The following is a 23843-nucleotide window of genomic DNA, read 5'->3' on the forward strand; positions in this document are numbered from 1 at the left end:
AGCAAGCTTTGCTCCTACAAGGGCGCCACCGTACCTGTAGGAGCAAAGCTTGCTCGCGAAGGCGTCAGCCCAGACACTGCAAAACAAACGGCCTCCAACAATGGAGGCCGTTTTGCGTTTACTGCGTCCGTCTTTTCTGGCGCCGCCGCCACTGCCGCCCGACCCACCAACGCCAGTACATCATGGTCAGGCAATAGGCGAGCGCGCCGAGCACCAGTCCCGTCACCACCGAGCCGAGTAAGAACGGCTGCCAAAGCGTCGAGAGTTCGCCGCTGATCCATTCCCAGGTCAGCTCGTCCGGCAAATGGCGGGTAGGAACGTCCATCAGCCAGGCGCCGGTCTGGTAAGTGCAGAAGAACACCGCCGGCATGGTGATCGGGTTGGTCAGCCAGACCAGGCTGACCGCAATCGGCATGTTGCCGCGCACGATGATGGCGAGAATGGCGGCAAGCAGCATCTGCAGCGGAATAGGCAGGAACGCCGCGAACAGACCCACAGCCATGGCCCGTGCGACGGAATGGCGGTTGAGGTGCCAGAGGTTCGGGTCATGCAGCAGGGTGCCGAGAAAGCGTAACGACTTGTGTTCCCTGATGATGATCGGGTCTGGCATGTAACGTTTGAATAAGCGCCGGGGCATAAGGCTTCTCGGTCGGTTAAGGCGGCAAGTATGTCTGGATTTTATGAACCGCCCATTCAGACTTTGTGACAATTAATAACGATGCCTGTGCGATTAGCCGGCTATGCCTAGGAGGGGACTCTCAAGGACGGGCGTATGCGCACAGGGATGATGGCGCTGGCGTTGGGTCTGTTGATCCTGCGTTTTTTACCGGTATTACCACCGGTCTGGTTATGGATGTTGCTGCCGGTAATCGGTTTGATGTTGCTGCCGTTTCGCAGCTATCCACTGGCATTTTTCCTGTTCGGCTTCAGTTGGGCAGGCGCGAATGCGCAGTGGGCGCTGGACGATCGGCTGCCGATCAGCCTCGATGGCGAAACCCGTTGGGTCGAAGGTCGGGTGACGGGATTGCCCCAGAACAATGAGGCCGTCGTGCGTTTCGAGTTGGCGGACGCCCGGTCCCGACATGGCAAGGTGCCGCAACTGCTGCGTCTGGCCTGGTATGACGGGCCGCCAGTCAACAGCGGCGAACAGTGGCGACTGGCGGTCAAGTTGAAGCGTCCTGCGGGGCTGCTCAACCCCCATGCCTTCGATTACGACGCCTGGCTGCTGGCGCAACGCATCGGCGCGACCGGGACGGTCAAGGATGGCCAGCGACTCAAGGAAGCCCAGTGGGCCTGGCGCGACGGCATCCGTCAGCGCTTGCAGGCCGTGGATGCCCAGGGGCGAACGGGTGCGCTGACGGCGTTGGTGCTGGGGGATGGCGCCGGACTGAGTCGCGAAGACTGGCAGGTGCTGCAAGACACCGGCACCGTTCATCTGTTGGTGATATCCGGACAGCACATCGGATTGTTGGCAGGGCTGGTGTATCTGCTGATCGCTGGGCTGGCCCGTTATGGCCTGTGGCCGAAACGCTTGCCTTGGCTGCCGTGGGCCTGTGGACTGGCGTTCGCGGCCGCTCTCGGTTACGGGCTGCTGGCCGGTTTCGAGGTGCCGGTGCGGCGGGCCTGCGTGATGATCGGCCTGGTGCTGTTGTGGCGCCTGCGATTTCGTCACCTCGGCGCCTGGTGGCCGCTGTTGCTGGCGCTCGACGGTGTTTTGCTGCTCGACCCGCTGGCGAGTCTGCAACCGGGTTTCTGGCTGTCGTTCGCGGCGGTGGCGGTGTTGATCTTCACCTTCGGTGGTCGGCTGGGCCCATGGCGTTGGTGGCAAACATGGACCCGCGCCCAATGGCTGATCGCGATCGGTCTGTGCCCGTTGCTGCTGGTGCTCGGGTTGCCGATCAGTCTCAGCGGGCCGGTGGCCAATTTGCTCGCGGTGCCGTGGATCAGCCTGATAGTGCTGCCTCCGGCATTGCTGGGTACGTTGTTTTTACCCCTTCCTTACGTGGGCGAAGGGTTGCTGTGGTTGGCAGGAGGTTTGATCGACCTTTTGTTCAAGGGCCTGGCTCTGATGGCCGGGTATTTACCCGCGTGGGTGCCGGTGGCGATCCCGTTGTGGATATGGGCGCTGGGCACACTCGGTGCCTTTCTACTATTAATGCCTCGGGGTGTGCCGTTTCGCTCGTTGGGTTGGCCGATGCTGTTGTTGCTGGTTTTTCCACCCCGGCAGGTCTTGCCGGAAGGCATGGCCGAAATCTGGCAGCTGGATGTCGGTCAGGGTTTGGCCATCCTGGTGCGCACCCGTCATCACACACTGTTGTATGACACCGGGCCACGTTTCGGCGATTTCGACCTGGGCGAGCGGGTGGTGCTGCCGACATTACGCAAACTGGGCGTTGAGGGGCTCGATTTGATGCTGATCAGCCATGCCGACGCCGATCATGCGGGCGGCGCCCGGGCCGTTGCCAATGGCCTGCCAGTGAAACGGGTGGTCAGTGGCGATCCCCTGGCGCTGCCGGCCGAATTGCAGGCGGAAGGCTGCGAGAGTGGCAAGCAATGGGTCTGGGATGATGTGAGGTTCCAGCTCTGGCAGTGGTCTTCGGCCAGCGACAGCAATCAAAAATCCTGCGTCCTGCAGATAGAAGCCAACGGTGAGCGTCTGTTATTGACAGGTGATATAGATGCCGCAGCCGAGCGGGCGCTGCTCGACAGTCCACTGGCCGTCACCACCGATTGGTTGCAGGCGCCGCACCATGGCAGTCGCAGTTCGTCATCGATGGCGTTGCTTGCCGTGTTGCAGCCCCAAGCGGTGTTGATCTCCCGCGGCCAGGGCAATTCATTCGGTCATCCCCATCCCACGATCATGGCGCGCTATCGAAAGCGCGGCATATCGATCCATGACAGCGCCGAGCAAGGTGCCATCCGTCTGCAACTGGGACGCTTCAAGCCGCCATGGACGATGCGTCAAGAACGGCGTTTCTGGCGCTCTGCGCAGTAACCCGCAGGGATTAAAGACCGACTGGATGCGACATCACGGTCTTCGGTGCGCTCACCCCCTATGTTAGAGTGGCGCACTTTTTCGAGGGGACTGTCACTGTGTGGGAATTGGTCAAATCCGGCGGATGGATGATGATACCGATCATTCTGAGTTCCATCGCAGCCATGGCGATCGTCGCCGAACGTCTCTGGACCCTGCGAGCCAGCCGTGTGACCCCGGAGCATTTGCTCGGGCAGGTCTGGGTCTGGATCAAGGATAAACAACTCAATAAAGACAAACTCAAGGAACTGCGCGCCAACTCGCCGTTGGGCGAGATCCTTGCCGCTGGCCTGGCCAACTCCAGGCATGGTCGCGAGATCATGAAAGAGTGCATCGAAGAGGCTGCTGCGCGGGTCATCCACGAGCTCGAACGCTACATCAACGCGTTGGGCACCATCGCTGCCATGGCCCCATTGCTGGGTCTGTTGGGTACGGTGCTCGGCATGATCGACATTTTCAGCGCGTTCATGGGCACGGGCATGGGCACTAACGCTGCGGTGCTGGCCGGCGGTATTTCCAAGGCTCTGATCACCACGGCCGCAGGCCTGATGGTCGGTATTCCGGCGGTATTCTTCCACCGGTTCCTGCAACGCCGGATCGATGAACTGGTGGTGGGCATGGAGCAGGAAGCGATCAAACTGGTCGAGGTGGTACAGGGTGACCGTGATGTTGACCTGAATGGGGGCAAAGCGTGAAATTCCGCCGCAAACCGCGGGAAACGGTAGACATCAACCTCGCGTCGCTGATTGACGTGGTGTTTATCCTGCTGCTGTTTTTTGTCGTGACGACCACCTTTACCCGTGAAACCCAGTTGCGTGTCGATCTGCCGGAAGCGGTCAGCGGTTCGCCTGCCGAAGACCAGCAGGTCAAACACGTGGATGTTGCAATCAGTGCCGAAGGCGCCTTCTCGGTGAATAATCAGGTATTGCCCAAGAACGACCTGGCGACCCTGATGGACGCGCTGCAGAAAGAATCCAATGGCGACACCAAACTGCCGCTGTCCATCAGCGCTGATGGCAAGACCCAGCATCAGTCCGTCATTACCGCCATGGACGCCGCCGGTAAACTCGGTTTCAGCCACCTGCGCATGACCACTGTCGAGGCGGCGCCGCCCGCACCCTGATGGCCATGTCCGATCGCTTGCTCGCCGCATGGTACCAAGGTCATCCGGCCCTGAAGCTGTTGCAGCCGCTGGAGTGGCTGTATCGGCGCGTGGTCATGAACAAGCGCAAGCGTTTTCTGGCGGGTGAGGGCGAGATCTATCAACCGCCGGTGCCGCTGATCGTGGTCGGTAACATCACCGTCGGCGGCACCGGCAAGACGCCGCTGATTCTCTGGATGATCCAGCACTGCCAGCGCAGTGGTTTGCGGGTCGGCGTGGTCAGTCGGGGGTACGGCGCCAAACCGCCGCAACTGCCGTGGCGGGTTGAGGCGGATCAAAGCGCCGAGATCGCAGGCGACGAACCGCTGTTGATCGTCCAGCGTACCGGCGTTCCGTTGATGATCGACCCCGACCGCAGCCGTGCCGTCAAAGCGCTGCTGGCGAGTGAGCCACTGGACCTGATCCTGTCCGACGACGGAATGCAGCATTACCGTCTGGCCCGCGACCTTGAACTGGTGCTGATCGACGCCGCCCGAGGTTTGGGCAACCAGCGCTGCCTGCCCGCCGGGCCATTGCGCGAACCGGCCGAGCGCCTGCAAAGCGTCGACGCGGTGCTGTACAACGGTGCCGATGCCGATCGCGACGGCGGTTTTGCCTTCCAGCTTCAACCCACCGAATTGATCAATCTGCAAAGTGGCGAACGGCGTCCCCTTGACCACTTTCCCGCTGGCCAGGCGCTGCACGCCGTGGCCGGGATCGGCAATCCGCAACGTTTCTTCACAACCCTCGAAACGCTACACTGGCAGCCAGTTCCGCATGCGTTTGCCGACCACGCCGAATACAGCGTGCAGGCCTTGAATTTCACACCGTCATTGCCGTTGGTGATGACCGAAAAGGACGCGGTGAAGTGCCGTGCCTTCGCCGCTGCCGATTGGTGGTACCTGGCGGTCGATGCTGCGCCATCGCCGGCCTTCGTGGCCTGGTTCGATACGCAGCTGATGCGCCTGTTGCCGGCTCGTCTTTTGCCTTAATCCATTTATCCAGGGAATGCTCATGGACACCAAATTGCTCGATATCCTCGCTTGCCCGGTCTGCAAAGGCCCGCTCAAGCTCAGCGCCGACAAAACCGAGCTGATCAGCAAGGGCGCAGGCCTGGCTTACCCGATTCGCGACGGCATCCCGGTGATGCTCGAAACCGAAGCCCGCACCCTGACCACCGACGAGCGTCTGGATAAATGACCACAGCCTTTACCGTTGTCATTCCATCGCGTTACGCCTCCACCCGCTTGCCGGGCAAACCGCTGCTGCTGATCGCCGGCAAGCCGATGATCCAGCACGTCTGGGAACAGGCGAGCAAAAGCAGTGCTCAGCGCGTGGTGGTTGCCACTGACGATGCGCGCATCGTCGAGGCCTGCAACGGGTTTGGCGCTGAAGTGGTGCTGACCCGCGAAGATCACAATTCCGGCACCGACCGTTTGGCCGAAGTCGCCGCGAAGCTGGGCCTGGCGCCCGACGCCATTGTGGTCAACGTCCAGGGTGACGAACCGCTGATCCCGCCGAGTGTGATCGATCAGGTTGCCGCCAACCTGGCCGCCCACACCGAAGCGCGCATGGCCACGCTGGCCGAGCCGATCGAAGACGTGGAAACCCTGTTCAATCCCAACGTGGTCAAGGTTGTCAGCGACCTTGATGGTCTGGCGTTGACCTTCAGTCGTGCCACGTTGCCGTGGGCCCGCGACGCGTTCGCCAAAAGCCGCGAGCAATTGCCGGAAGGCGTGCCGTATCGTCGGCATATCGGCATCTATGCCTACCGCGCCGGTTTCCTGCATGACTTCGTTAGCTGGGGCCCGTGCTGGCTGGAAAATACCGAATCCCTGGAACAGCTGCGTGCCCTGTGGCACGGCGTGCGGATTCACGTCGCCGACGCGCTGATCGCACCGCCGACCGGCGTCGATACCGTTGAAGACCTTGAGCGCGTTCGTCGCCTGCTGGAGGCCTGATGCGGGTTTTGTTTGTCTGCCTGGGCAACATCTGCCGTTCGCCCACGGCTGAAGGCGTGTTGCGACACAAACTGCGCGAAGCGGGGCTGGCCGATCAAATCGAAGTCGCTTCCGCCGGCACCGGTGACTGGCACGTCGGCAAGGCCCCGGACAAGCGCAGTCAGGCGGCGGCCAAGCTGCGCGGGTATGACCTGTCCGCTCAGCGCGCCCAGCAAGTGTCCCGCGCCGATTTCGCCACCTACGACCTGATTCTGGCGATGGACAACAGCAATCTGCGCAACCTCAAGGCCTTGCAACCGGCCAGGGGCAAGGCCGAGCTGGATCTGTTCCTGCGTCGCTATCAGTCGGAAATCGATGAAGTGCCGGATCCGTATTACGACGGCGACCAAGGCTTCGAGCAGGTGCTGGACCTGATCGAGCGCGCCAGTGATTTGCTGGTGATCGAATTGAAGGGACGGTTATGAGTTTGCAGGTGCACGCCCGGGTTTCGCTCAAGCCGTTCAACACCTTTGGCGTCGATGTTCAGGCCCGACTGTTTGCCGAGGCCCACAGCGATGCCGACGTGCGTGAAGCCCTGGCCTATGCGGTGGAACATGACGTGCCGCTGCTGGTGATCGGCGGTGGCAGCAACCTGCTGCTGACGGCCGATATCCAGTCGCTGGTGCTGCGCATGGCCACGCGCGGGATTCGCATCCTGAGCGATGACGGCAGCAAAGTCGTGATCGAAGCCGAGGCCGGCGAGCCTTGGCATCCGTTCGTGCAGCACACCCTGGCGCAGGGTTTGTCGGGTCTGGAAAACCTCAGTCTGATTCCCGGCACCGTCGGTGCGGCACCGATGCAGAACATCGGCGCCTATGGCGTGGAGATCAAGGACGTGTTCGCCGGCCTGACCGCGTTGGATCGTCAGACCGGCAACCTGCGGGACTTCACCCTGGAAGAATGCAACTTCGCCTACCGCGACAGCCTGTTCAAACAGGAACCGGGGCGTTGGTTGATCCTGAGGGTTCGGTTCATCCTGGACCGCGCCGCGCACCTGCATCTGGAGTACGGCCCGGTGCGCCAGCGCCTGACCGAGCAAGGTATCGATCACCCGACCGCCACCGATGTCAGCCAGGCGATTTGCAGCATCCGCAACGAAAAGCTTCCGGACCCGGCAGTACTCGGCAATGCCGGCAGCTTCTTCAAGAATCCTTTGGTGCCAGCGGCGCTCGTCGCGCAACTCAAAGGTGAATACCCGGATCTGGTGGCCTACGCGCAACCCGACGGGCAGATGAAACTGGCGGCAGGGTGGCTGATCGAGCGGGCCGGCTGGAAAGGTTTCCGTGACGCCGATGCCGGCGTGCATAAATTGCAGGCGTTGGTGCTGGTCAACTATGGCAACGCGACCGGTCTGCAATTGCTGAACCTGGCGCAACGCATCCAGAAAGACATTTCAGAACGTTTCCATGTTGACCTGGAAATGGAGCCCAATCGGTATTGAGGCTACGCTTTCAAAACTGATCTCAAAGCCCTGCACACGTTTAACGTTGCAGGGCTTTTTTGTTAATGCTGGGTTAACTTAGCCACCTAACGATGCAAACGTTTGCTCCATCAAAGGCCCGATGCAGACGCTACCGTCCGCATAAGAGAGCCTCATTAGCCTGAGCCGATCTGCGTGATGCCAACCGCCAACCCCTCTGGCGGCAGATTGCTCGACCCCATAACCAATAACTATGCGGGCGTGCCCATGAATACCCTGAAGCTTAACGGTCAAGACTACAAAATGGATGTACCGGACGAGATGCCGCTGCTGTGGGCTATTCGCGATGTAGCGGGCGGCCATCCAGGCACGAAATTCGGCTGCGGCATGGGGCTGTGCGGTGCCTGTACGATTCATATCGACGGCCAGCCTGCGCGGGCGTGCATCACGCCGATCAGTTCCGTGAACGGGCAGAACGTCACCACCATCGACGAATTGCACAACGACCCGGTCGGGCAAGTCGTCCAGCAAGCCTGGCTCGACACCGCCGTGGCCCAGTGCGGTTTCTGTCAGGGCGGGCAGATCATGTCCGCCACGGCGCTGCTCAAGACCAACCCGAACCCCAGCGACGAACAGATCGAAGAGGCAATGGTCGGCAATATTTGCCGCTGCGGCACTTACAACCGCATCAAGACCGCCATCCGCCAGGCATCCACTCACCTGAAGGAGGCCAAGGCATGAGCCCGTTACCGAATGATTTCGCGCTGAGCAACCTCAGTCGCCGCGGTTTCCTCAAGGGTGTCGGCGCCACCAGTGCGTTGGTTCTGGTGGCGAGCTGGGGCTGGCAAGACGCTTTCGCTGCCGAGAAAGAGAAGAAATTCGGCGCCGATGGCATGCCCAACGGCTGGGTTGATGATCCGAAGATTTACGTCAGCATTGCCGCTGACGGCATAGTGACCGTGGTCTGCAACCGTTCGGAAATGGGCCAGGGTGTGCGCACCAGCCTGACGATGGTGGTGGCCGATGAGCTGGAAGCCGATTGGGCGATGATGAAGGTGCAACAGGCGCCGGGCGACGAAGTGCGCTTCGGCAACCAGGACACCGATGGCTCGCGCAGCATGCGTCACTGGTACGAGCCGATGCGTCGCTGCGGTGCTGCCGCACGGACCATGCTTGAACAAGCCGCTGCCGAACAGTGGAAAGTGCCAGTCAGCGAATGCCATGCACAGCTGCATAAAGTCATCCATAAACCGACCGGTCGTGAGCTGGGTTACGGCGCTTTGGCCGCTGCAGCCGGTGCGCTGGCGGTACCGGCGCGTGACAGCCTGCGGCTCAAGCAGCCGTCGGAATTCCGCTATATCGGCAAGGAAGGCACCAAGGCTATTGACGGTGCCGACATCGTCAATGGCCGCGCTATTTACGGTGCAGATGTACATTTCGACGGCATGCTCTACGCCACCATTGCACGTCCTGCGGTGTACGGCGGCAAGGTTAAGTCCGTCGACTCCAACGCCGCGATGAAAGTCCCGGGCGTGATCAAGGTCATTCAGATCGAAAATCGTCCACTGCCGCTGGAGTTTCAACCGCTGGGCGGCGTGGCCGTGGTCGCCAGCAATACCTGGGCGGCGATCAAGGGCCGCGAAGCGCTGAAAGTCGAGTGGGACGATGGCCCCAACGCCAGCTACGACTCGATCGCCTACCGCAAGGAAATTGAAGCCGCATCCCTCAAACCCGGCAAAGTGGTGCGCAATACCGGCAACATCGACGAAGCCATGGGCAGTGCCAACAGCACGCTCGAAGCGTCCTATTACCTGCCGCACCTGACGCAGGCGCCGATGGAACCGATGGTCGCCATCGCCCGCTTCAAGGACGGTGTGTGCGAAGCCTGGGCCCCAAGCCAGGCGCCACAAGTCTCCCGTGAACGAATTGGCGAACGCCTCGGCATTCCGTTCGATAACGTCACCTTTAACGTCACCTTACTCGGTGGCGGTTTCGGTCGTAAATCCAAACCGGACTTCATCATTGAAGCCGCGATCCTCGCCAAGGAATTCCCTGGCAAGGCAGTGCGGGTGCAATGGACCCGTGAAGACGACATCCACTGTTCCTATTTCCACACGGTGTCGGCCGAGTACCTGAAAGCCAGCCTGAACAAGGACGGCCTGCCGTCCGGCTGGTTGCACCGCACCGTGGCGCCGAGCATCACCGCGCTGTTTGCGCCGGGCATGAACCATGAGGCGGCCTTCGAGCTGGGCATGGGCTTCACCAACATGGCTTACGCGATCCCCAACGTGCGCCTGGAAAACCCGGAAGCGGCGATTCACACACGCGTTGGCTGGTATCGCTCGGTGTCGAACATTCCTCACGGGTTTGCGATTCAGAGCTTTGTCGATGAACTGGCGCACAAGGCCGGCCAGGATCCGCTCAAATACCAGATCAAGTTGCTCGGCCCGGACCGGCAGATCGATCCTCGTACCTTGAGTGAAGAGTGGAACTACGGCGAATCCCCCGAGCGCTATCCGATCGACACGGCGCGGATGCGTACGGTGCTGGAAACTGCCGCCAAAGCCGCCGGTTGGGGCCGCGAGTTGCCCAAGGGCCGAGGCCTGGGGCTGGCAGTGCATTACAGTTTCGTGACCTATGTGGCGGCGGTGATCGAGGTCGAAGTCAAAGACGACGGCACGCTGATCGTGCACAAGGCCGACATCGCGGTGGATTGCGGTCCGCAGATCAACCCCGAGCGGATTCGTGCGCAGTTCGAAGGCGCCTGTGTCATGGGTCTGGGCAACGCGGTGCTGGGGGAAATCAGCTTCAAGGACGGCAAGGTCCAGCAGGACAACTTCCATATGTACGAAGTGGCGCGCATGTCCTTGGCACCGAAGGAGGTCGCGGTTCATCTGGTCACGCCGCCAGGCAACGTGCCATTGGGCGGTGTCGGTGAACCGGGCGTGCCACCGATTGCGCCAGCGCTGTGCAACGCAATCTTTGCCGCCACTGGCAAGCGCATCCGCAACTTGCCGGTTCGTTATCAGCTGCAAGGTTGGCAGAAGGCGCAGGCCTGATGGACAGCGTCGATCTGAATGTCCTGCGCAGCGTGCTCGAATGGCGCCGCGCCGGTCAGCGGGTGGTGTTGTACAGCGTGGTCCAGACCTGGGGCACCGCGCCTCGGGCACCTGGCGCCATGCTGGCCTTGCGTGAAGATGGCGTGGTGATTGGCTCGGTGTCCGGTGGTTGTGTCGAAGACGATTTGATTGCCCGGCTGCACGACGGTCGTATTCCCGCCGATGGGCCGCCGGTGCAATTGATCACTTACGGCGTCACCCGTGAGGAGGCGGCACGCTTCGGTTTGCCGTGCGGCGGCACCTTGCGCCTGACCGAGGAGCGAGTCGGCGATCCGGCTTGGGTCGCCGAGTTGCTGGCGCGCTGCGAGGCGCATGAAATCGTTGCTCGCTCACTCAGTGTCGAGACGGGTGAAGTCATGCTGCAACCGGCTGACAAGACGGATGTCCTGACGTTCGACGGCAAGACGCTGCGGGCCATTTACGGCCCGCGTTGGCGGTTGCTGCTGATCGGTGCGGGGCAGTTGTCCCGTTATGTCGCCGAGATGGCGCGGCTGCTGGATTTCGAAGTGCTGATCTGCGATCCACGTACCGAGTTCGTTTACGGCTGGGAAGAGCAGCACGGACGATTTGTTTCGGGCATGCCCGATGACGCGGTGCTCAGCATCCAGACTGACGAGCGTACGGCCATCGTCGCGCTGACCCACGATCCTCGACTCGATGACATGGCCCTGCTCACGGCGCTGGATTCCAGGGCGTTTTATGTCGGTGCGCTGGGCTCGCGGATCAACAGCCAGAAACGCCGGGACAACCTCGCTCAGCTAGGCTTGTCACAAGAGGCAATCGATCGGCTGCATGGTCCGATCGGTTTGCACATTGGCAGCCACACACCGGCGGAAATCGCCTTGTCGCTGCTGGCCGAAATCGTGGCGATCAAAAACGGCGTCGAGCTCAAGCAGAAGAAGCTGTTGCAGGAGGTGGTATGAGCGAGCCCATCGGCGTCATTGTGCTGGCAGCGGGGCAGGGCAGTCGGTTTCGACAGGAGGCCGGTGCCGAGAGGGACAAGCTGGTGGCGGATTGCACGGGACGCGAGGGTGCTGTTCATTCGATGATCGAGCAAGTGCTGGTGAATTTGCCGGCCTCCCTTGAGAAGCGCGTCCTGGTGACCACTGTGGATCGACCACAAGTGATCCGTATGGCCAAGGCTTATGGTTGCGAGATTGTGCTGATCGAATCGACCGGCATGGGCGACAGCATCGCGGCCGGGGTGGCGGCGTGTCTGCAGCTCGGCGGCTGGTTGATTGTGCTGGGGGATATGCCGTTTATCTTGCCGTCGAGTATTGAACGTGTGGTGGCGGGGATTGCTGATGACGCCGTCAGTGTTCCGGTGCATCAAGGCGAGTATGGGCATCCGGTGGGATTTGGGCGCAGCTTTGGTTCGGCATTGAGGGCGTTGTCCGGTGATCGAGGCGCCAAGGCGTTGTTTGCGCAGGCGAGAGTCGTCGAGGTGGCCGTGGACGATCCCGGGGTGTTGTGGGATGTGGATGTTCCAGAGAAATTGATCTACCCGCAATGATCGTAATGATCGTTCCCACGCTCTGCGTGGGAATGCAGCCCGGGACGCTCCGCGTCCCTCTCGAGAGCTGGAACGCGGAGCGTCCCTTGAGGCATTCCCACGCGGAGCGTGGGAACGATCGAAACCGCAGACATAAAAAAGCCCCGCCTGGATCACCAGGCGGGGCTTTTTAGTGGCCGATGGAATCAGACGAGAGGTTTAGGCTCGTGTTCTTTTTCCAGGGCTTGCTCGTGTTGCTCTACCGCTTCCTGAACGGAGCGCGGTGCTTCGTCGATCACCGATTCAGCGGGTTCGGCAGCAGCGACTTCAGCAGCCGGGGCAGGTGCTGCCTCGACGACTTCAGCGACAACCGGTGCTGGTTCGACAGCCGCCGGAGCAGCAGCGGCAGCCAGTTCGGCTTCCTTCTGCAGACGCTCCTCTTCACGCTTGCGACGACGCACTTCACGCGGATCGTTCGGTGCACGGCCACTTGGCGTCAGGGCGCTGACAGGGGCAGCTTCGACTTCCGGTACGGCCACTTCGGCAACAACCGGCGCTTCAACCACCGGAGCAGGCTCGGCAGCAGCAACCACTGGCTCGGACACCATGGCCTCGGCTTCTGGCGCTTCGGCGGCGGCTGGCTCGGCAACCCAGTTGAACGCGGTTTGCTCTTCGCGAACTTCACGGACAGCTTCGGTCACTGTTTCGACAACCGGTTCTGCGGCAACCACTGGCTCAGCGGCAGCTTCAACGACAGGCTGTACTTCACGAACCGGGGCGACTTCGATTTCCGGAGCGGCGGTGGCTTCGACCGGAGTCGTTGCTTCAACCACTGGCGCTTCCACTGGAGCAGTTTCCAGGGTGGCGGCAGTCGCGCGTTCGGCTTGCTCGTTAGCCTGTGCTTCGGCTGGAGCGCTGATCACGGTGCTGGCAACGGCTGCGGTAACAGCCAGGCCGGCGGCCAGATCGGCAGCGCTTGGCGCTTCGTTGGTTTCGGCAGCTTCGTTACCTTCGGCGGACTCGGATTCTTCCGAACCTTCGATCACATTACCGTTGGCATCGCGCTGACGCTCACGACGGTTGCTGCGACGACGCTGGCCACGGGAGCGGCGGCGCGGACGATCGCCTTCGGTGCCGTCCTGACCGTCTTCCTGCAGTTGCTCTTCGTTGGTAACCAGCTCTTCTTCAGCTACTGCGGCAGCGGCTTGCTCGGCACGTGGCTGACGTTCTTCACGCGGTGGGCGTGGAGCACGTTCTTCACGTGGCTGGCGAGCTGGACGCTCTTCAGCGGTAGCGGTAACAGTAGCAGCAGCGGCCGGAGCAGCATCAAGAGGCTCGCGCAATTCACGAACCGGACGCTCTTCACGATCGCCACGTGGTTTGCGATCTTCGCGAGGAGCGCGCGGTGCACGTTCTTCACGAGGAGCGCGTGGTGCGCGCTCTTCACGTGGAGCGCGTTCTTCGCGGGCGACTGTTACTGCTGGAGTTTCCTCGCGGGCTTCGCGTGGCTCACGTGGTGCGCGCTCTTCACGCGGTGCACGTTCCTCACGAGGCTTGCGTTCTTCATCGCGGCGACCATTACGGTTGCGGCTCTGTTGACGACCGTTGCGACGCTCTTCGTTGCGGGCCGGACGCTCGGTGGTCGCTGGTTTTTCAACCACAACCGGAGCAGCAGGCTCTTCCTTGGTTGCGAACAGGCTGACCAGCGACTTCACCAGGCCTTTGAACAGGCTTGGCTCTGGCGCGGCGGCCGGTGCGGCAACAGGTGCGGCAGCGACGACTTCGGTCGGAACCGGAGCGTTGGCGCGGGCCGGAGCAGTCTTGACCGCGGCTTCCTGGCGAACCAGGGTGCGGGTCGCAGCGGCTGGCTGGACTTCTTCGACTTCGGCAGCGGCAGCAGCGATTTCGTAGCTGGACTGACCGACCGCGGCTTCCGGGCTGTCATCGCGCAAACGCTGCACTTCGAAGTGCGGCGTTTCGAGGTGATCGTTCGGCAGAATGACGATGCGGGCACGGGTGCGCAGTTCGATCTTGGTGATCGAGTTGCGTTTTTCGTTGAGCAGGAACGCGGCGACCGGGATCGGCACTTGGGCGCGAACTTCGGCAGTGCGGTCTTTCAGGGCTTCTTCTTCGATCAGGCGCAGGATCGCCAGCGACAGCGATTCAACGTCACGGATGATGCCGGTGCCGTTGCAACGCGGGCAAACGATGCCGCTGCTTTCGCCCAGCGATGGACGCAGGCGCTGACGGGACATTTCCAGCAGGCCGAAGCGCGAGATGCGACCGACTTGCACGCGAGCGCGGTCGGCTTCCAGGCATTCGCGGACTTTCTCTTCCACGGCGCGCTGGTTCTTGGCAGGGGTCATGTCGATGAAGTCGATGACGATCAGGCCGCCGATGTCGCGCAAGCGCAACTGACGGGCGATTTCTTCGGCGGCTTCAAGGTTGGTCTGCAGAGCGGTTTCTTCGATGTCGCTGCCTTTGGTGGCGCGCGCCGAGTTGATGTCGATGGACACCAGGGCTTCGGTCGGATCGATAACGATGGAGCCGCCGGAAGGCAGTTCAACGACGCGCTGGAAAGCGGTCTCGATCTGGCTTTCGATCTGGAAACGGTTGAACAGCGGAACGCTGTCTTCGTACAGCTTGATCTTGCTGGCGTACTGCGGCATCACCTGGCGGATGAAGGTCAGGGCTTCGTCCTGGGCTTCAACGCTGTCGATCAGCACTTCGCCGATGTCCTGGCGCAGGTAATCGCGGATGGCGCGGATGATCACGTTGCTTTCCTGGTAGATCAGGAACGGCGCGGAGCGATCCAGCGAGGCTTCTTTGATGGCGGTCCAGAGTTGCAGCAGGTAGTCGAGGTCCCACTGCATTTCTTCGCTGCTGCGGCCCAGGCCGGCAGTGCGAACGATCAGACCCATGTCGGCTGGTGCAACCAGGCCGTTCAGGGCTTCACGCAGTTCGTTGCGCTCTTCACCTTCGATGCGACGGGAAATACCGCCGGCACGCGGGTTGTTCGGCATCAGAACCAGGTAACGACCGGCCAGGCTGATGAAGGTGGTCAGGGCTGCGCCCTTGTTGCCACGTTCTTCTTTTTCGACCTGAACGATGACTTCCTGGCCTTCGCTCAGGACGTCCTTGATGTTGACGCGGCCTTCGGGGGCTTTCTTGAAGTATTCGCGGGAGATTTCTTTGAGGGGCAGGAAGCCGTGGCGCTCAGAGCCGAAATCGACAAAGGCAGCCTCAAGGCTTGGTTCGATGCGAGTAATCCGGCCTTTATAGATGTTGGCCTTTTTCTGCTCGCGTGCACCGGATTCGATGTCCAGGTCGTAGAGGCGTTGGCCATCTACCAGTGCAACACGCAACTCTTCGGGTTGAGTTGCGTTAATCAGCATTCTTTTCATGTAGTACCGTCGGTTTCCGGGCTGCCGGAAACGGCGTTCGGCACACACGACTTCTCATGGTCGGTGTCAGGTGCGTCAGGAGTGGTTGGACACTCCAGTGTCTAGCGAACCCCGACCAATTGGGCCGGCGTCGCGACGTACGCGTCCTGCTTGCTGTGGCTACTTAAGCACTCAGTCAGGAGGAGGAATCAACCAGCGGCTGTGGACGAGATGAAGCGTCTTGATAAAGCCTATTGCTACACAGTCCAGCGGTTGTGCATCTCCACCCTACACGTATCCCTGATAATTCGGGTGCTGCCGCGCGCAGAATCCGCAGCGGGTTGGCATTTACCGTGAGCTCCGAAAGGGGAGGTCACGCATCATGGCTAATTTAGGCGTTGTTTCCGAAGCGTTCGCTCGGGGTTGTTCGTAGCTGACTGCACTTTGTGAACTGGCCGTGAATATTTGCTCGCAAGGCGAGTGAAAACTCTGCTTTGCGGCATGCTTCAGGCCTCATGTCACCTGCGCTCGTTACAACTGCAAACTCTACCGTTTCGTAGCGAAAGCCCCGTAGGACGGCCTCTCGTCCTCGTGAATTGCGTTGGTCAGGGCCGGTTTTTGACCGTTAGTCCGCTGTCCAGGCCACTTTTGGCGGCGTTCGCGACTATAGCAGCAATGATTAAGTGCTTCAATTCCATAAAAAATTGTTATCATCCGCGCCATGACGACTACTGCCCCTTCGACCCCAGCCGTACAACTGCTGGAGGTCTCGCCGGAATATGCCGGCCAACGTATTGATAACTTCCTACTCGCTCGGCTTAAAGGCGTGCCCAAGACCTTGATTTACCGCATTTTGCGCAAGGGCGAAGTGCGGGTGAACAAAGGTCGGATCAAGCCCGAATACAAGCTGCAGGCGGGCGATATCGTGCGCGTGCCGCCGGTTCGCGTGCCTGAGCGCGACGAACCGGTGCCGCTGGCCCAAGGCCTGCTGCAGCGCCTCGAAGCCTCGATTGTCTTCGAAGACAAGGCGTTGATCGTGATCAACAAGCCTTGCGGCATCGCGGTTCATGGCGGCAGCGGCCTGACTTACGGGGTGATCGAAGCCTTTCGTCAGTTGCGTCCCGATTGCAAAGAGCTTGAACTGGTTCATCGTCTCGACCGTGATACGTCCGGCCTGTTGATGATCGCCAAGAAGCGCAGCATGCTGCGTCACTTGCACACGGCATTGCGCGGCGATGGCGTCGATAAGCGCTACATGGCGCTGGTTCGCGGCAACTGGGCGGCCTCGATCAAGCAAGTCCGAGCGTCGCTGGGCAAGAGCAACCTGCGCTCCGGCGAGCGTATGGTCGAGGTCGACGAGGAGGAGGGGAAGGAGTCCGTGACCGTGTTCAAGGTCCTGCGCCGCTTCGGCGACTTTGCCACCCTGATCGAAGCCAAGCCGATTACCGGCCGGACTCACCAGATCCGCGTCCACACCTTGCACGCCGGGCATTGCATCGCCGGCGATACCAAATATGGCGATGAAGGCTTCAGCAAAGAGATTCGTGACCTGGGCGGAAAGCGCCTGTTCCTGCACGCCTACATGCTGACCGTGCCGCTGCCGGATGGTGGTGAGCTGAAGTTGCAGGCGCCGGTCGACGAGATGTGGGCCAAAACCGTGGAGCGATTGAGTGCGCCCATCTGATTACAAACTGCTGATTTTCGATTGGGACGGTACTCTCGCCGACTCCATTGGTCGGATTGTCGAGTCGATGCACGTCGCGTCCGAGCGCTCCGGATTTCAGTTGCGTGATGATTTTGCTGTCAAAGGCATCATCGGTCTGGGTCTGCCGGAAGCGATTCGCACGTTGTATCCGCAAATCAGCGATGCTGAGCTGATCGCATTCCGTGAGTACTATGCTGATCACTACATCGCCTCGGAAGCCGTGCCTTCGCCGTTGTTCGAGGGTGTGGTCGAGTCGATGGAAGCGTTTCGTGCTGAGGGTTATCACTTGGCGGTCGCGACCGGCAAGGCTCGTCGCGGGCTGGATCGGGTGCTGAAGTCTCACGGCTGGGAAGATTATTTCGATATCACCCGCGCGGCTGACGAAACCGCTAGCAAACCCCATCCGTTGATGCTCGAGCAGATCCTCGCTCACTGCGAGGTTCGCCCGGAGCAGGCACTGATGGTGGGCGATTCGTCCTTTGATTTGCAGATGGCGCGCAACGCCGGCATGGATTCGGTGGCTGTCAGCTACGGCGCGCAATCGATCGAAGCGTTGAAATTATTCGAGCCGGCACTGGCTATTGATCGTTTTTCAGAATTGCATGCCTGGCTGAGTCAGCGGGCTTAATAGGTTTTTTTTCTGGGGTGGATGTCATGACCGACGAATGGAAAGCGCCCGCCAAGGCGAGCGCAGAGAGCGGTGACGAGAAAAGCTGGAAGCTGCTGGAAAAGACCCTGCTGGCTAGCGTGCAAGAGCAGCGCCGGTCCCGTCGCTGGGGGATTTTCTTCAAGCTGCTGACCTTTGTGTACCTGTTTGGCGCGTTGATCCTGTTCACGCCGCTGATGGACATGGAAAAAGCTGCCACCCGCAGTGGCAACTACACCGCGCTGATCGACGTGACCGGCATGATTGCCGACAAGGAGCCAGCCAGCGCTGACAACATCGTCGGCAGCCTGCGTGCAGCGTTCGAGGACAAGAAGGTCAAAGGTGTCATCCTGCGAATCAACAGTCCGGGTGGCAGTCCGGTGCAGTCGGGTTACGTCTATGACGAGATCCGCCGTTTGCGCGGCCTGCATCCGGACACCAGGCTTTACGCGGTGATCTCGGATTTGGGCGCTTCCGGTGCTTATTACATCGCCAGTGCGGCGGATCAGATCTACGCCGACAAGGCGAGCCTGGTGGGTTCCATTGGTGTGACGGCAGCCGGCTATGGCTTTGTCGGGACGATGGAGAAGCTGGGTGTCGAGCGACGCACTTACACGTCCGGCGAGCATAAATCGTTCCTCGATCCTTTCCAGCCGCAGAAGCCTGAAGAAACTCAGTTCTGGCAGGGCGTACTCGATACCACTCATCAGCAGTTCATCAGCAGCGTCAAGAAAGGTCGTGGCGACCGTCTCAAGGACAAGGAGCATCCGGAGTTGTTCTCCGGGTTGGTCTGGTCTGGTGAGCAGGCACTGTCGCTGGGCCTGATCGATGGCCTGGGAAATGCCAGTTCGGTGGCGCGTGACGTGATCGGCGAGAAAGAGCTGGTGGACTTCACCGTTCAGGAGTCGCCATTCGATCGCTTCTCGAAAAAACTGGGTGCCAGCGTGGCTGAGCATCTGGCGATGTGGATGGGCTTCCAGGGACCTTCGTTGCGCTGATTCTCCTTCGGCATAAAAAACCGGCCCAAGTGGCCGGTTTTTTTATGTCTGCGCGGTCTCTGTAGCAGCTGGCGAAGCCTGCGTTCGAGTGCGTAGCGCTCGCCAAACCATACACCGCAACCTTTCAGATAAACCGCGCAATCCGGATTTGCGAGCGCTGCGCACTCGAACGCAGGCTTCGCCAGCTGCTACAGAGCTGTGGTGTTCAGGGGATTTCAATGCCTTCGGCCAGCAACATGTCCACCAGGCGAATCAATGGCAGGCCGATCAGGCTGGTGGCGTCAGGGCCTTCGGTGCTTTGAAACAGGCTCACCCCCAAACCCTCGGCTTTGAAGCTGCCAGCGCAGTCATAGGGCTGTTCGGCGCGCAGGTAGCGTTCGATGCGTGCCTGATCGAGCGAGCGCATGTGCACGGTGAACGGCACGCAGTCGACCTGGCATTCACCGGTCTGGCTGTTGAGTAGCGCCAGGCCGGTGAGGAAGGTCACGCTGGCACCGCTGGAGTCCAGAAGCTGTTCGCGGGCCTTTTCGAAGGTGTGCGGTTTGCCGATAATCCGCTCGCCGAGTACCGCGACCTGATCGGAGCCGATGATCAGATGAGCGGGGTGGCTGCCGGCCAGCGCGCGTGCTTTTTCCTCGGCGAGGCGCTTGACCAGCTCGATAGCGGACTCGCCCGGACGATGGCTTTCGTCGATATCCGGCGAGCTGCAGGTAAACGGCAGCTGCAAGCGGGCCAGCAATTCCCGACGATAAACCGAGCTTGAAGCGAGTAATAAAGGCAGCATGCGCATCTCCAGAAGACAGGCGCGAATTCTAGCGGAGGCTTGCAAGTGACGGACAGGGCTGAATTTCCTTTGACATGGCTGGGGGCATCCCTATAATGCTGCGCCTATGTTGAATGACCCGATTCCACCTCACGTTGACCCGCGCAAATTGGCTGATCGTGGCACCACCCTTCAAGGTGAACTGCTGCTGGCCGATTTGGAGAGACTCTGCGACCCGCTTTCCGACACTGTCGGTACGGTGCAGGCTAAATTCGTTTTTGAACGAGATGAACGTAAGTCTGTGGTAATCCACAGCTTTATCGACACCGAAGTCAAAATGGTTTGCCAGCGTTGTCTTGAGCTGGTCACCCTGCCGATCCATAGCGAATGCAGTTATGCTGTGGTGAAGGAGGGTGCGAATACCCAGTCGTTGCCGAAAGGTTATGACGTGCTGGAACTGGGCGAAGATCCTTTGGATCTGCAGTCACTGATCGAGGAGGAGCTTCTGCTCGCCTTGCCCATTGTGCCTGCTCATCATCCGGAAGAATGCCAGCAGCCGGCGGGTCTCGATGAGCCCGAACCGAGCGAGGACGAGGTAACGCGGTCCAACCCGTTCAGTGTATTGGCGCAGTTAAAGCGTGACCCAAACGTTTAGGAGTTAATCAATTATGGCTGTTCAGCAGAACAAAAAATCCCGCTCTGCCCGTGACATGCGTCGTTCGCACGACGCCCTGACGGCAAGCACTCTGTCTGTAGAAAAAACCACCGGTGAAATTCACCTGCGTCACCACGTATCGCCAGAAGGCGTATACCGTGGCCGTAAAGTGATCGACAAGGGCGCTGACGAGTAATCACTTGTCTGCTCAAGTCATCGCGATTGACGCAATGGGCGGGGACTTCGGTCCCCGCAGCATTGTTCAGGCCAGCCTTGCTTGTCTGTCTGCTACGCCCTCGCTACATCTGACCCTCGTCGGTCAATCCTCCCTTCTTGAAGAATTGCTCTCTGGCCAATCGGCTGTGGATCGCTCGCGTCTGTCGATTGCTCCGGCGTCCGAAGTCATCACCATGGACGAAAAACCTGCTCAAGCCCTGCGCGGCAAGCCCGACTCGTCGATGCGCGTGGCGCTGGAGTTGCTGCGCGATGGCAAGGTCCAGGCCTGTGTCAGTGCCGGCAATACCGGTGCGCTGATGGCGTTGTCGCGCTTCGTGCTCAAGACCTTGCCGGGCATTGATCGGCCGGCGATGGTGGCGGCGATTCCGACGCAGAAGGGTTATTGCCAGTTGCTCGACTTGGGCGCCAATGTCGATTGCAGCGCCGAGCACTTGTTGCAGTTCGCCGTGATGGGGTCGGTGGCGGCGGAAACACTGGGCATCGTTCGTCCGCGAGTGGCGCTGCTGAACATTGGTACTGAAGACATCAAGGGCAATCAGCAGGTCAAGCTGGCGGCCACCTTGTTGCAGAGTGCTCGCGGCATCAATTACATCGGTTTTGTCGAAGGTGACGGTGTGTACCGTGGCGAGGCGGATGTGGTGGTATGTGACGGTTTTGTCGGCAATATCCTGCTCAAATCCAGCGAAGGCCTGGCGACCATGATTGCCGGGCGCATCGAAGCCTTGTTCAAGAAAAACCTTGCGTCGAAAGTGGTCGGTGCTTTGGCATTGCCGCTGATGAAGCGCTTGCAAGCTGATCTGGCGCCTGCGCGACATAACGGCGCAAGTTTCCTTGGTTTGCAGGGAATTGTGGTGAAAAGCCATGGTTCGGCGGGGGTTCAGGGCTTCCAGAGTGCGATTCAGCGCGCCTTGATCGAGATCCAGGAAAACCTGCCGGAACGCATTCACGGTCGCCTGGAGGATTTGTTGCTTTAGGCGTTTTCGTCGGACAATGCTTAAATGTGACCGCTCAGTTCAATTTGCCATCCAACTGTCAGTTTCTTGCGTCCCCCAAGCGGGACGTCAATTCTCCGACGACAAGATCATTAGGGGCTTGTTACATGTCTGCTTCCCTCGCATTCGTCTTTCCGGGACAGGGTTCGCAGTCCCTCGGCATGCTGGCCGAGTTGGGCGCGCAACATCTGGTTGTCCTCGAAACATTCAAAGAAGCTTCCGATGCTCTGGGTTACGACCTGTGGGCACTGACCCAGCAAGGGCCGGAAGAGCAACTCAATCAAACCGATAAAACCCAGCCGGCCATTCTGACCGCCTCGATTGCCTTGTGGCGTCTGTGGCTGGCTGAAGGTGGCGCGCGTCCGGCTTATGTTGCCGGGCACAGCCTGGGCGAATACAGCGCACTGGTTGCCGCGGGCAGTCTGAGCCTGGGTGACGCGGTGAAGCTGGTCCAGCGCCGTGGTCAGTTGATGCAGGAAGCCGTTCCGGCCGGGCAAGGAGGCATGGCCGCCATTCTCGGTCTGGACGATGCTGATGTGCTGGCAGCCTGCGCCGAAGCGGCGCAAGGCGAAGTGGTCAGTGCAGTCAACTTCAACTCCCCTGGTCAAGTGGTCATCGCCGGTGCCAAGGCTGCGGTCGAGCGTGCCATCGAAGGCTGCAAGGCTCGTGGTGCCAAGCGCGCCATGCCATTGCCGGTCAGCGTGCCGTCCCATTGCGAGCTGATGCGTCCGGCGGCCGAGCGTTTCGCCGAGTCGATCGCTGCGATCGACTGGCAGGCGCCGCAGATTCCAGTGGTTCAAAACGTCAGCGCCACTGTGCCGGCCGATCTGGAAACCCTCAAGCGCGATCTGCTTGAACAGCTCTACAAGCCTGTTCGCTGGGTCGAATCGGTTCAGGCATTGGCCGCCAAAGGTGCTACCCAGTTGGTCGAATGTGGCCCAGGTAAAGTGCTGGCTGGTCTGAACAAGCGTTGCGCCGAAGGCGTGTCGACATCCAACCTCAATACCCCCGACGCCTTCGCTGCCGCCCGCGCAGCGTTGGCTTGAATCAGGAGAAGCCTGCATGAGTCTGCAAGGTAAAGTTGCACTGGTCACTGGCGCGAGCCGCGGTATCGGCCAGGCTATCGCCCTGGAACTGGGTCGTCAGGGCGCCATCGTTATCGGCACCGCGACATCTGCCTCGGGTGCCGAGCGCATTGCGGCAACCCTGAAGGAAAACGGGATTCAAGGCACTGGCCTGGAACTCAATGTCACCAGCGACGAATCCGTTGCTGCAGTACTGGCGAGCATTACATCGCAGTTCGGTGCTCCGGCGATCCTGGTCAATAATGCCGGTATCACCCGCGATAATCTGATGATGCGCATGAAAAATGACGAATGGCATGACGTCGTCGATACCAACCTGAACAGTCTGTTCCGCCTGTCCAAGGGCGTTTTGCGCGGTATGACCAAAGCCCGTTGGGGACGAATTATCAGTATTGGCTCGGTTGTGGGTGCCATGGGCAACGCAGGCCAAGTAAACTACGCAGCCGCCAAGGCCGGTCTGGAAGGTTTCAGCCGTTCACTGGCGCGTGAAGTCGGTTCGCGTTCGATTACGGTAAACTCGGTGGCCCCTGGGTTCATCGACACCGATATGACCCGCGAACTGCCCGAGGCACAGCGTGAAGCCTTGCAGACGCAGATTCCGCTGGGCCGTCTGGGGCAAGCTCAAGAGATCGCGTCTGTGGTCGCTTTTCTTGCATCCGACGGTGCGGCTTACGTTACTGGGGCTACAATCCCGGTGAACGGCGGGATGTACATGAGTTAAATGTGACGGGTTGCTTCAAAAAAATGTCATACGAGCTGTCTAAAATCCGTTATAAAGCTGCAATCTATTTATAGGCAGAGGGTCGTCGGGTTTGAGGAGTGAAGCTTTCAGTTGAAAAACTGAAAAGTCTTTCTATACACTTACCCACTGGCCAGCTGCCTGAATTTGTCCATTAGGAGTGAAAACAAGGTATGAGCACCATCGAAGAGCGCGTCAAGAAAATCGTTGCTGAGCAACTGGGCGTTAAAGAAGAAGAAGTGGTCAACACTGCTTCCTTCGTTGAAGACCTGGGTGCCGACTCCCTTGACACTGTTGAGCTGGTGATGGCTCTGGAAGAGGAATTCGAGACCGAAATCCCTGACGAAGAAGCTGAGAAGATCACTACTGTACAAGCCGCAATCGATTACGTTACTAACCATCAGGCTTAATAGCTTGTAATCGTTGCTTGCTGT

24 protein-coding genes are annotated in these 23843 nt (G+C 60.2%); 21 read left to right on the plus strand and 3 right to left on the minus strand.

Annotation, left to right across the window (positions count from 1 at the left end; all coding sequences use genetic code 11):
* Positions 1–118: 118 nt before the first annotated feature.
* Positions 119–637 (minus strand): DUF2062 domain-containing protein, encoded by a 519-nt coding sequence (locus tag CKW16_RS26535; RefSeq protein WP_095132014.1) that lies wholly within the window; start codon positions 635–637, stop codon positions 119–121.
* 135 nt (positions 638–772) lie between these two features.
* Here CKW16_RS26535 and CKW16_RS26540 point away from each other — a divergent pair, with 135 nt between their 5' ends.
* The 12 genes from CKW16_RS26540 to CKW16_RS26595 all read left to right on the plus strand — a co-directional run bounded on the left by CKW16_RS26540 (position 773) and on the right by CKW16_RS26595 (position 12227).
* The gene (locus CKW16_RS26540; protein WP_095132016.1) at positions 773–2995 is read left to right on the plus strand and encodes a DNA internalization-related competence protein ComEC/Rec2; all 2223 of its coding nucleotides are present in this window, start codon (positions 773–775) and stop codon (positions 2993–2995) included.
* 98 nt (positions 2996–3093) lie between these two features.
* On the plus strand, positions 3094–3729 hold the full coding sequence (locus CKW16_RS26545; RefSeq protein WP_176471607.1) for a MotA/TolQ/ExbB proton channel family protein: 636 nt from the start codon (positions 3094–3096) through the stop codon (positions 3727–3729).
* Positions 3726–4157 carry a biopolymer transporter ExbD gene (locus CKW16_RS26550; RefSeq protein WP_095132020.1) on the plus strand — a complete coding sequence of 144 codons (432 nt, stop codon included), beginning with the start codon at positions 3726–3728 and terminating at the stop codon, positions 4155–4157. The genes CKW16_RS26545 and CKW16_RS26550 overlap by 4 nt, the downstream gene beginning before the upstream one ends.
* Positions 4157–5167, plus strand: a complete 1011-nt coding sequence (gene lpxK, locus CKW16_RS26555; protein ID WP_095132022.1) for a tetraacyldisaccharide 4'-kinase — start codon at positions 4157–4159, stop codon at positions 5165–5167. The genes CKW16_RS26550 and lpxK overlap by 1 nt, the downstream gene beginning before the upstream one ends.
* 22 nt (positions 5168–5189) lie before the next feature.
* Positions 5190–5375, plus strand: a complete 186-nt coding sequence (locus CKW16_RS26560) for a Trm112 family protein (RefSeq protein WP_007945752.1) — start codon at positions 5190–5192, stop codon at positions 5373–5375.
* A complete protein-coding gene (kdsB, locus tag CKW16_RS26565; RefSeq protein WP_095132024.1) occupies positions 5372–6136 on the plus strand; it encodes a 3-deoxy-manno-octulosonate cytidylyltransferase in 765 nt (254 codons plus the stop codon). The genes CKW16_RS26560 and kdsB overlap by 4 nt, the downstream gene beginning before the upstream one ends.
* On the plus strand, positions 6136–6600 hold the full coding sequence (locus CKW16_RS26570) for a low molecular weight protein-tyrosine-phosphatase (RefSeq protein WP_095132026.1): 465 nt from the start codon (positions 6136–6138) through the stop codon (positions 6598–6600). The genes kdsB and CKW16_RS26570 overlap by 1 nt, the downstream gene beginning before the upstream one ends.
* Positions 6597–7616 (plus strand): UDP-N-acetylmuramate dehydrogenase, encoded by a 1020-nt coding sequence (gene murB, locus CKW16_RS26575; protein WP_095132028.1) that lies wholly within the window; start codon positions 6597–6599, stop codon positions 7614–7616. The genes CKW16_RS26570 and murB overlap by 4 nt, the downstream gene beginning before the upstream one ends.
* A gap of 246 nt (positions 7617–7862) precedes the next feature.
* The gene (locus CKW16_RS26580; protein WP_095132030.1) at positions 7863–8336 is read left to right on the plus strand and encodes a (2Fe-2S)-binding protein; all 474 of its coding nucleotides are present in this window, start codon (positions 7863–7865) and stop codon (positions 8334–8336) included.
* A complete protein-coding gene (locus tag CKW16_RS26585; protein ID WP_095132032.1) occupies positions 8333–10654 on the plus strand; it encodes a xanthine dehydrogenase family protein molybdopterin-binding subunit in 2322 nt (773 codons plus the stop codon). Before CKW16_RS26580 ends, CKW16_RS26585 begins: the two co-directional genes overlap by 4 nt.
* Entirely contained in the window at positions 10654–11637 is a 984-nt protein-coding gene (locus tag CKW16_RS26590; RefSeq protein WP_095132034.1) for an XdhC family protein, read from the plus strand. The genes CKW16_RS26585 and CKW16_RS26590 overlap by 1 nt, the downstream gene beginning before the upstream one ends.
* Positions 11634–12227: an NTP transferase domain-containing protein gene (locus tag CKW16_RS26595; protein ID WP_095132036.1), complete on the plus strand. Its 594-nt coding sequence runs from the start codon at positions 11634–11636 to the stop codon at positions 12225–12227. Before CKW16_RS26590 ends, CKW16_RS26595 begins: the two co-directional genes overlap by 4 nt.
* A 185-nt stretch (positions 12228–12412) precedes the next feature.
* On the opposite strand, the gene rne is transcribed toward CKW16_RS26595, so the two are convergent.
* Positions 12413–15610: a ribonuclease E gene (gene rne / locus CKW16_RS26600; protein WP_095132038.1), complete on the minus strand. Its 3198-nt coding sequence runs from the start codon at positions 15608–15610 to the stop codon at positions 12413–12415.
* Between the two features lie 700 nt (positions 15611–16310).
* Here rne and rluC point away from each other — a divergent pair.
* Genes rluC through sppA form a run of 3 tightly spaced genes read left to right on the plus strand, consistent with a single transcriptional unit; the run spans position 16311 to position 18938 of the window.
* Positions 16311–17273, plus strand: a complete 963-nt coding sequence (gene rluC / locus CKW16_RS26605) for a 23S rRNA pseudouridine(955/2504/2580) synthase RluC (RefSeq protein ID WP_046049069.1) — start codon at positions 16311–16313, stop codon at positions 17271–17273.
* Positions 17260–17922: an HAD-IA family hydrolase gene (locus CKW16_RS26610; RefSeq protein ID WP_095132040.1), complete on the plus strand. Its 663-nt coding sequence runs from the start codon at positions 17260–17262 to the stop codon at positions 17920–17922. The genes rluC and CKW16_RS26610 overlap by 14 nt, the downstream gene beginning before the upstream one ends.
* A gap of 26 nt (positions 17923–17948) precedes the next feature.
* Positions 17949–18938, plus strand: a complete 990-nt coding sequence (sppA, locus tag CKW16_RS26615) for a signal peptide peptidase SppA (protein WP_095132044.1) — start codon at positions 17949–17951, stop codon at positions 18936–18938.
* 205 nt (positions 18939–19143) lie between these two features.
* On the opposite strand, the gene CKW16_RS26620 is transcribed toward sppA, so the two are convergent.
* Positions 19144–19722 carry a nucleoside triphosphate pyrophosphatase gene (locus CKW16_RS26620; protein WP_095132051.1) on the minus strand — a complete coding sequence of 193 codons (579 nt, stop codon included), beginning with the start codon at positions 19720–19722 and terminating at the stop codon, positions 19144–19146.
* A gap of 106 nt (positions 19723–19828) precedes the next feature.
* Here CKW16_RS26620 and CKW16_RS26625 point away from each other — a divergent pair, with 106 nt between their 5' ends.
* The 6 genes from CKW16_RS26625 to acpP all read left to right on the plus strand — a co-directional run bounded on the left by CKW16_RS26625 (position 19829) and on the right by acpP (position 23819).
* Positions 19829–20356: a YceD family protein gene (locus CKW16_RS26625; protein ID WP_004371317.1), complete on the plus strand. Its 528-nt coding sequence runs from the start codon at positions 19829–19831 to the stop codon at positions 20354–20356.
* A 13-nt stretch (positions 20357–20369) separates the two neighbouring features.
* Positions 20370–20552 (plus strand): 50S ribosomal protein L32, encoded by a 183-nt coding sequence (gene rpmF / locus CKW16_RS26630; protein ID WP_008152339.1) that lies wholly within the window; start codon positions 20370–20372, stop codon positions 20550–20552.
* Between the two features lie 4 nt (positions 20553–20556).
* Positions 20557–21567 (plus strand): phosphate acyltransferase PlsX, encoded by a 1011-nt coding sequence (gene plsX, locus CKW16_RS26635; RefSeq protein ID WP_095132053.1) that lies wholly within the window; start codon positions 20557–20559, stop codon positions 21565–21567.
* A gap of 125 nt (positions 21568–21692) precedes the next feature.
* On the plus strand, positions 21693–22631 hold the full coding sequence (gene fabD, locus CKW16_RS26640) for an ACP S-malonyltransferase (RefSeq protein WP_095132056.1): 939 nt from the start codon (positions 21693–21695) through the stop codon (positions 22629–22631).
* Between the two features lie 16 nt (positions 22632–22647).
* The gene (fabG, locus tag CKW16_RS26645) at positions 22648–23391 is read left to right on the plus strand and encodes a 3-oxoacyl-ACP reductase FabG (RefSeq protein ID WP_095132058.1); all 744 of its coding nucleotides are present in this window, start codon (positions 22648–22650) and stop codon (positions 23389–23391) included.
* 191 nt (positions 23392–23582) lie between these two features.
* A complete protein-coding gene (gene acpP / locus CKW16_RS26650; protein ID WP_003442511.1) occupies positions 23583–23819 on the plus strand; it encodes an acyl carrier protein in 237 nt (78 codons plus the stop codon).
* The last annotated feature ends 24 nt before the right edge of the window (positions 23820–23843 follow it).

The organism is Pseudomonas sp. Irchel s3h14 (assembly GCF_900187425.1).
Taxonomy (GTDB): Bacteria; Pseudomonadota; Gammaproteobacteria; order Pseudomonadales; family Pseudomonadaceae; genus Aquipseudomonas.

Coding starts and splice junctions, on each gene's coding strand:
- CKW16_RS26535 (WP_095132014.1), bottom strand. CDS start 637: ATGCCCCGGCGCTTATTCAAACGTTACATGCCAGACCCGATCATCATC.
- CKW16_RS26540 (WP_095132016.1), top strand. CDS start 773: ATGCGCACAGGGATGATGGCGCTGGCGTTGGGTCTGTTGATCCTGCGT.
- lpxK (WP_095132022.1), top strand. CDS start 4,157: ATGGCCATGTCCGATCGCTTGCTCGCCGCATGGTACCAAGGTCATCCG.
- CKW16_RS26560 (WP_007945752.1), top strand. CDS start 5,190: ATGGACACCAAATTGCTCGATATCCTCGCTTGCCCGGTCTGCAAAGGC.
- kdsB (WP_095132024.1), top strand. CDS start 5,372: ATGACCACAGCCTTTACCGTTGTCATTCCATCGCGTTACGCCTCCACC.
- CKW16_RS26570 (WP_095132026.1), top strand. CDS start 6,136: ATGCGGGTTTTGTTTGTCTGCCTGGGCAACATCTGCCGTTCGCCCACG.
- murB (WP_095132028.1), top strand. CDS start 6,597: ATGAGTTTGCAGGTGCACGCCCGGGTTTCGCTCAAGCCGTTCAACACC.
- CKW16_RS26580 (WP_095132030.1), top strand. CDS start 7,863: ATGAATACCCTGAAGCTTAACGGTCAAGACTACAAAATGGATGTACCG.
- CKW16_RS26585 (WP_095132032.1), top strand. CDS start 8,333: ATGAGCCCGTTACCGAATGATTTCGCGCTGAGCAACCTCAGTCGCCGC.
- CKW16_RS26590 (WP_095132034.1), top strand. CDS start 10,654: ATGGACAGCGTCGATCTGAATGTCCTGCGCAGCGTGCTCGAATGGCGC.
- CKW16_RS26595 (WP_095132036.1), top strand. CDS start 11,634: ATGAGCGAGCCCATCGGCGTCATTGTGCTGGCAGCGGGGCAGGGCAGT.
- rne (WP_095132038.1), bottom strand. CDS start 15,610: ATGAAAAGAATGCTGATTAACGCAACTCAACCCGAAGAGTTGCGTGTT.
- rluC (WP_046049069.1), top strand. CDS start 16,311: ATGACGACTACTGCCCCTTCGACCCCAGCCGTACAACTGCTGGAGGTC.
- sppA (WP_095132044.1), top strand. CDS start 17,949: ATGACCGACGAATGGAAAGCGCCCGCCAAGGCGAGCGCAGAGAGCGGT.
- CKW16_RS26620 (WP_095132051.1), bottom strand. CDS start 19,722: ATGCTGCCTTTATTACTCGCTTCAAGCTCGGTTTATCGTCGGGAATTG.
- CKW16_RS26625 (WP_004371317.1), top strand. CDS start 19,829: ATGTTGAATGACCCGATTCCACCTCACGTTGACCCGCGCAAATTGGCT.
- rpmF (WP_008152339.1), top strand. CDS start 20,370: ATGGCTGTTCAGCAGAACAAAAAATCCCGCTCTGCCCGTGACATGCGT.
- fabD (WP_095132056.1), top strand. CDS start 21,693: ATGTCTGCTTCCCTCGCATTCGTCTTTCCGGGACAGGGTTCGCAGTCC.
- fabG (WP_095132058.1), top strand. CDS start 22,648: ATGAGTCTGCAAGGTAAAGTTGCACTGGTCACTGGCGCGAGCCGCGGT.
- acpP (WP_003442511.1), top strand. CDS start 23,583: ATGAGCACCATCGAAGAGCGCGTCAAGAAAATCGTTGCTGAGCAACTG.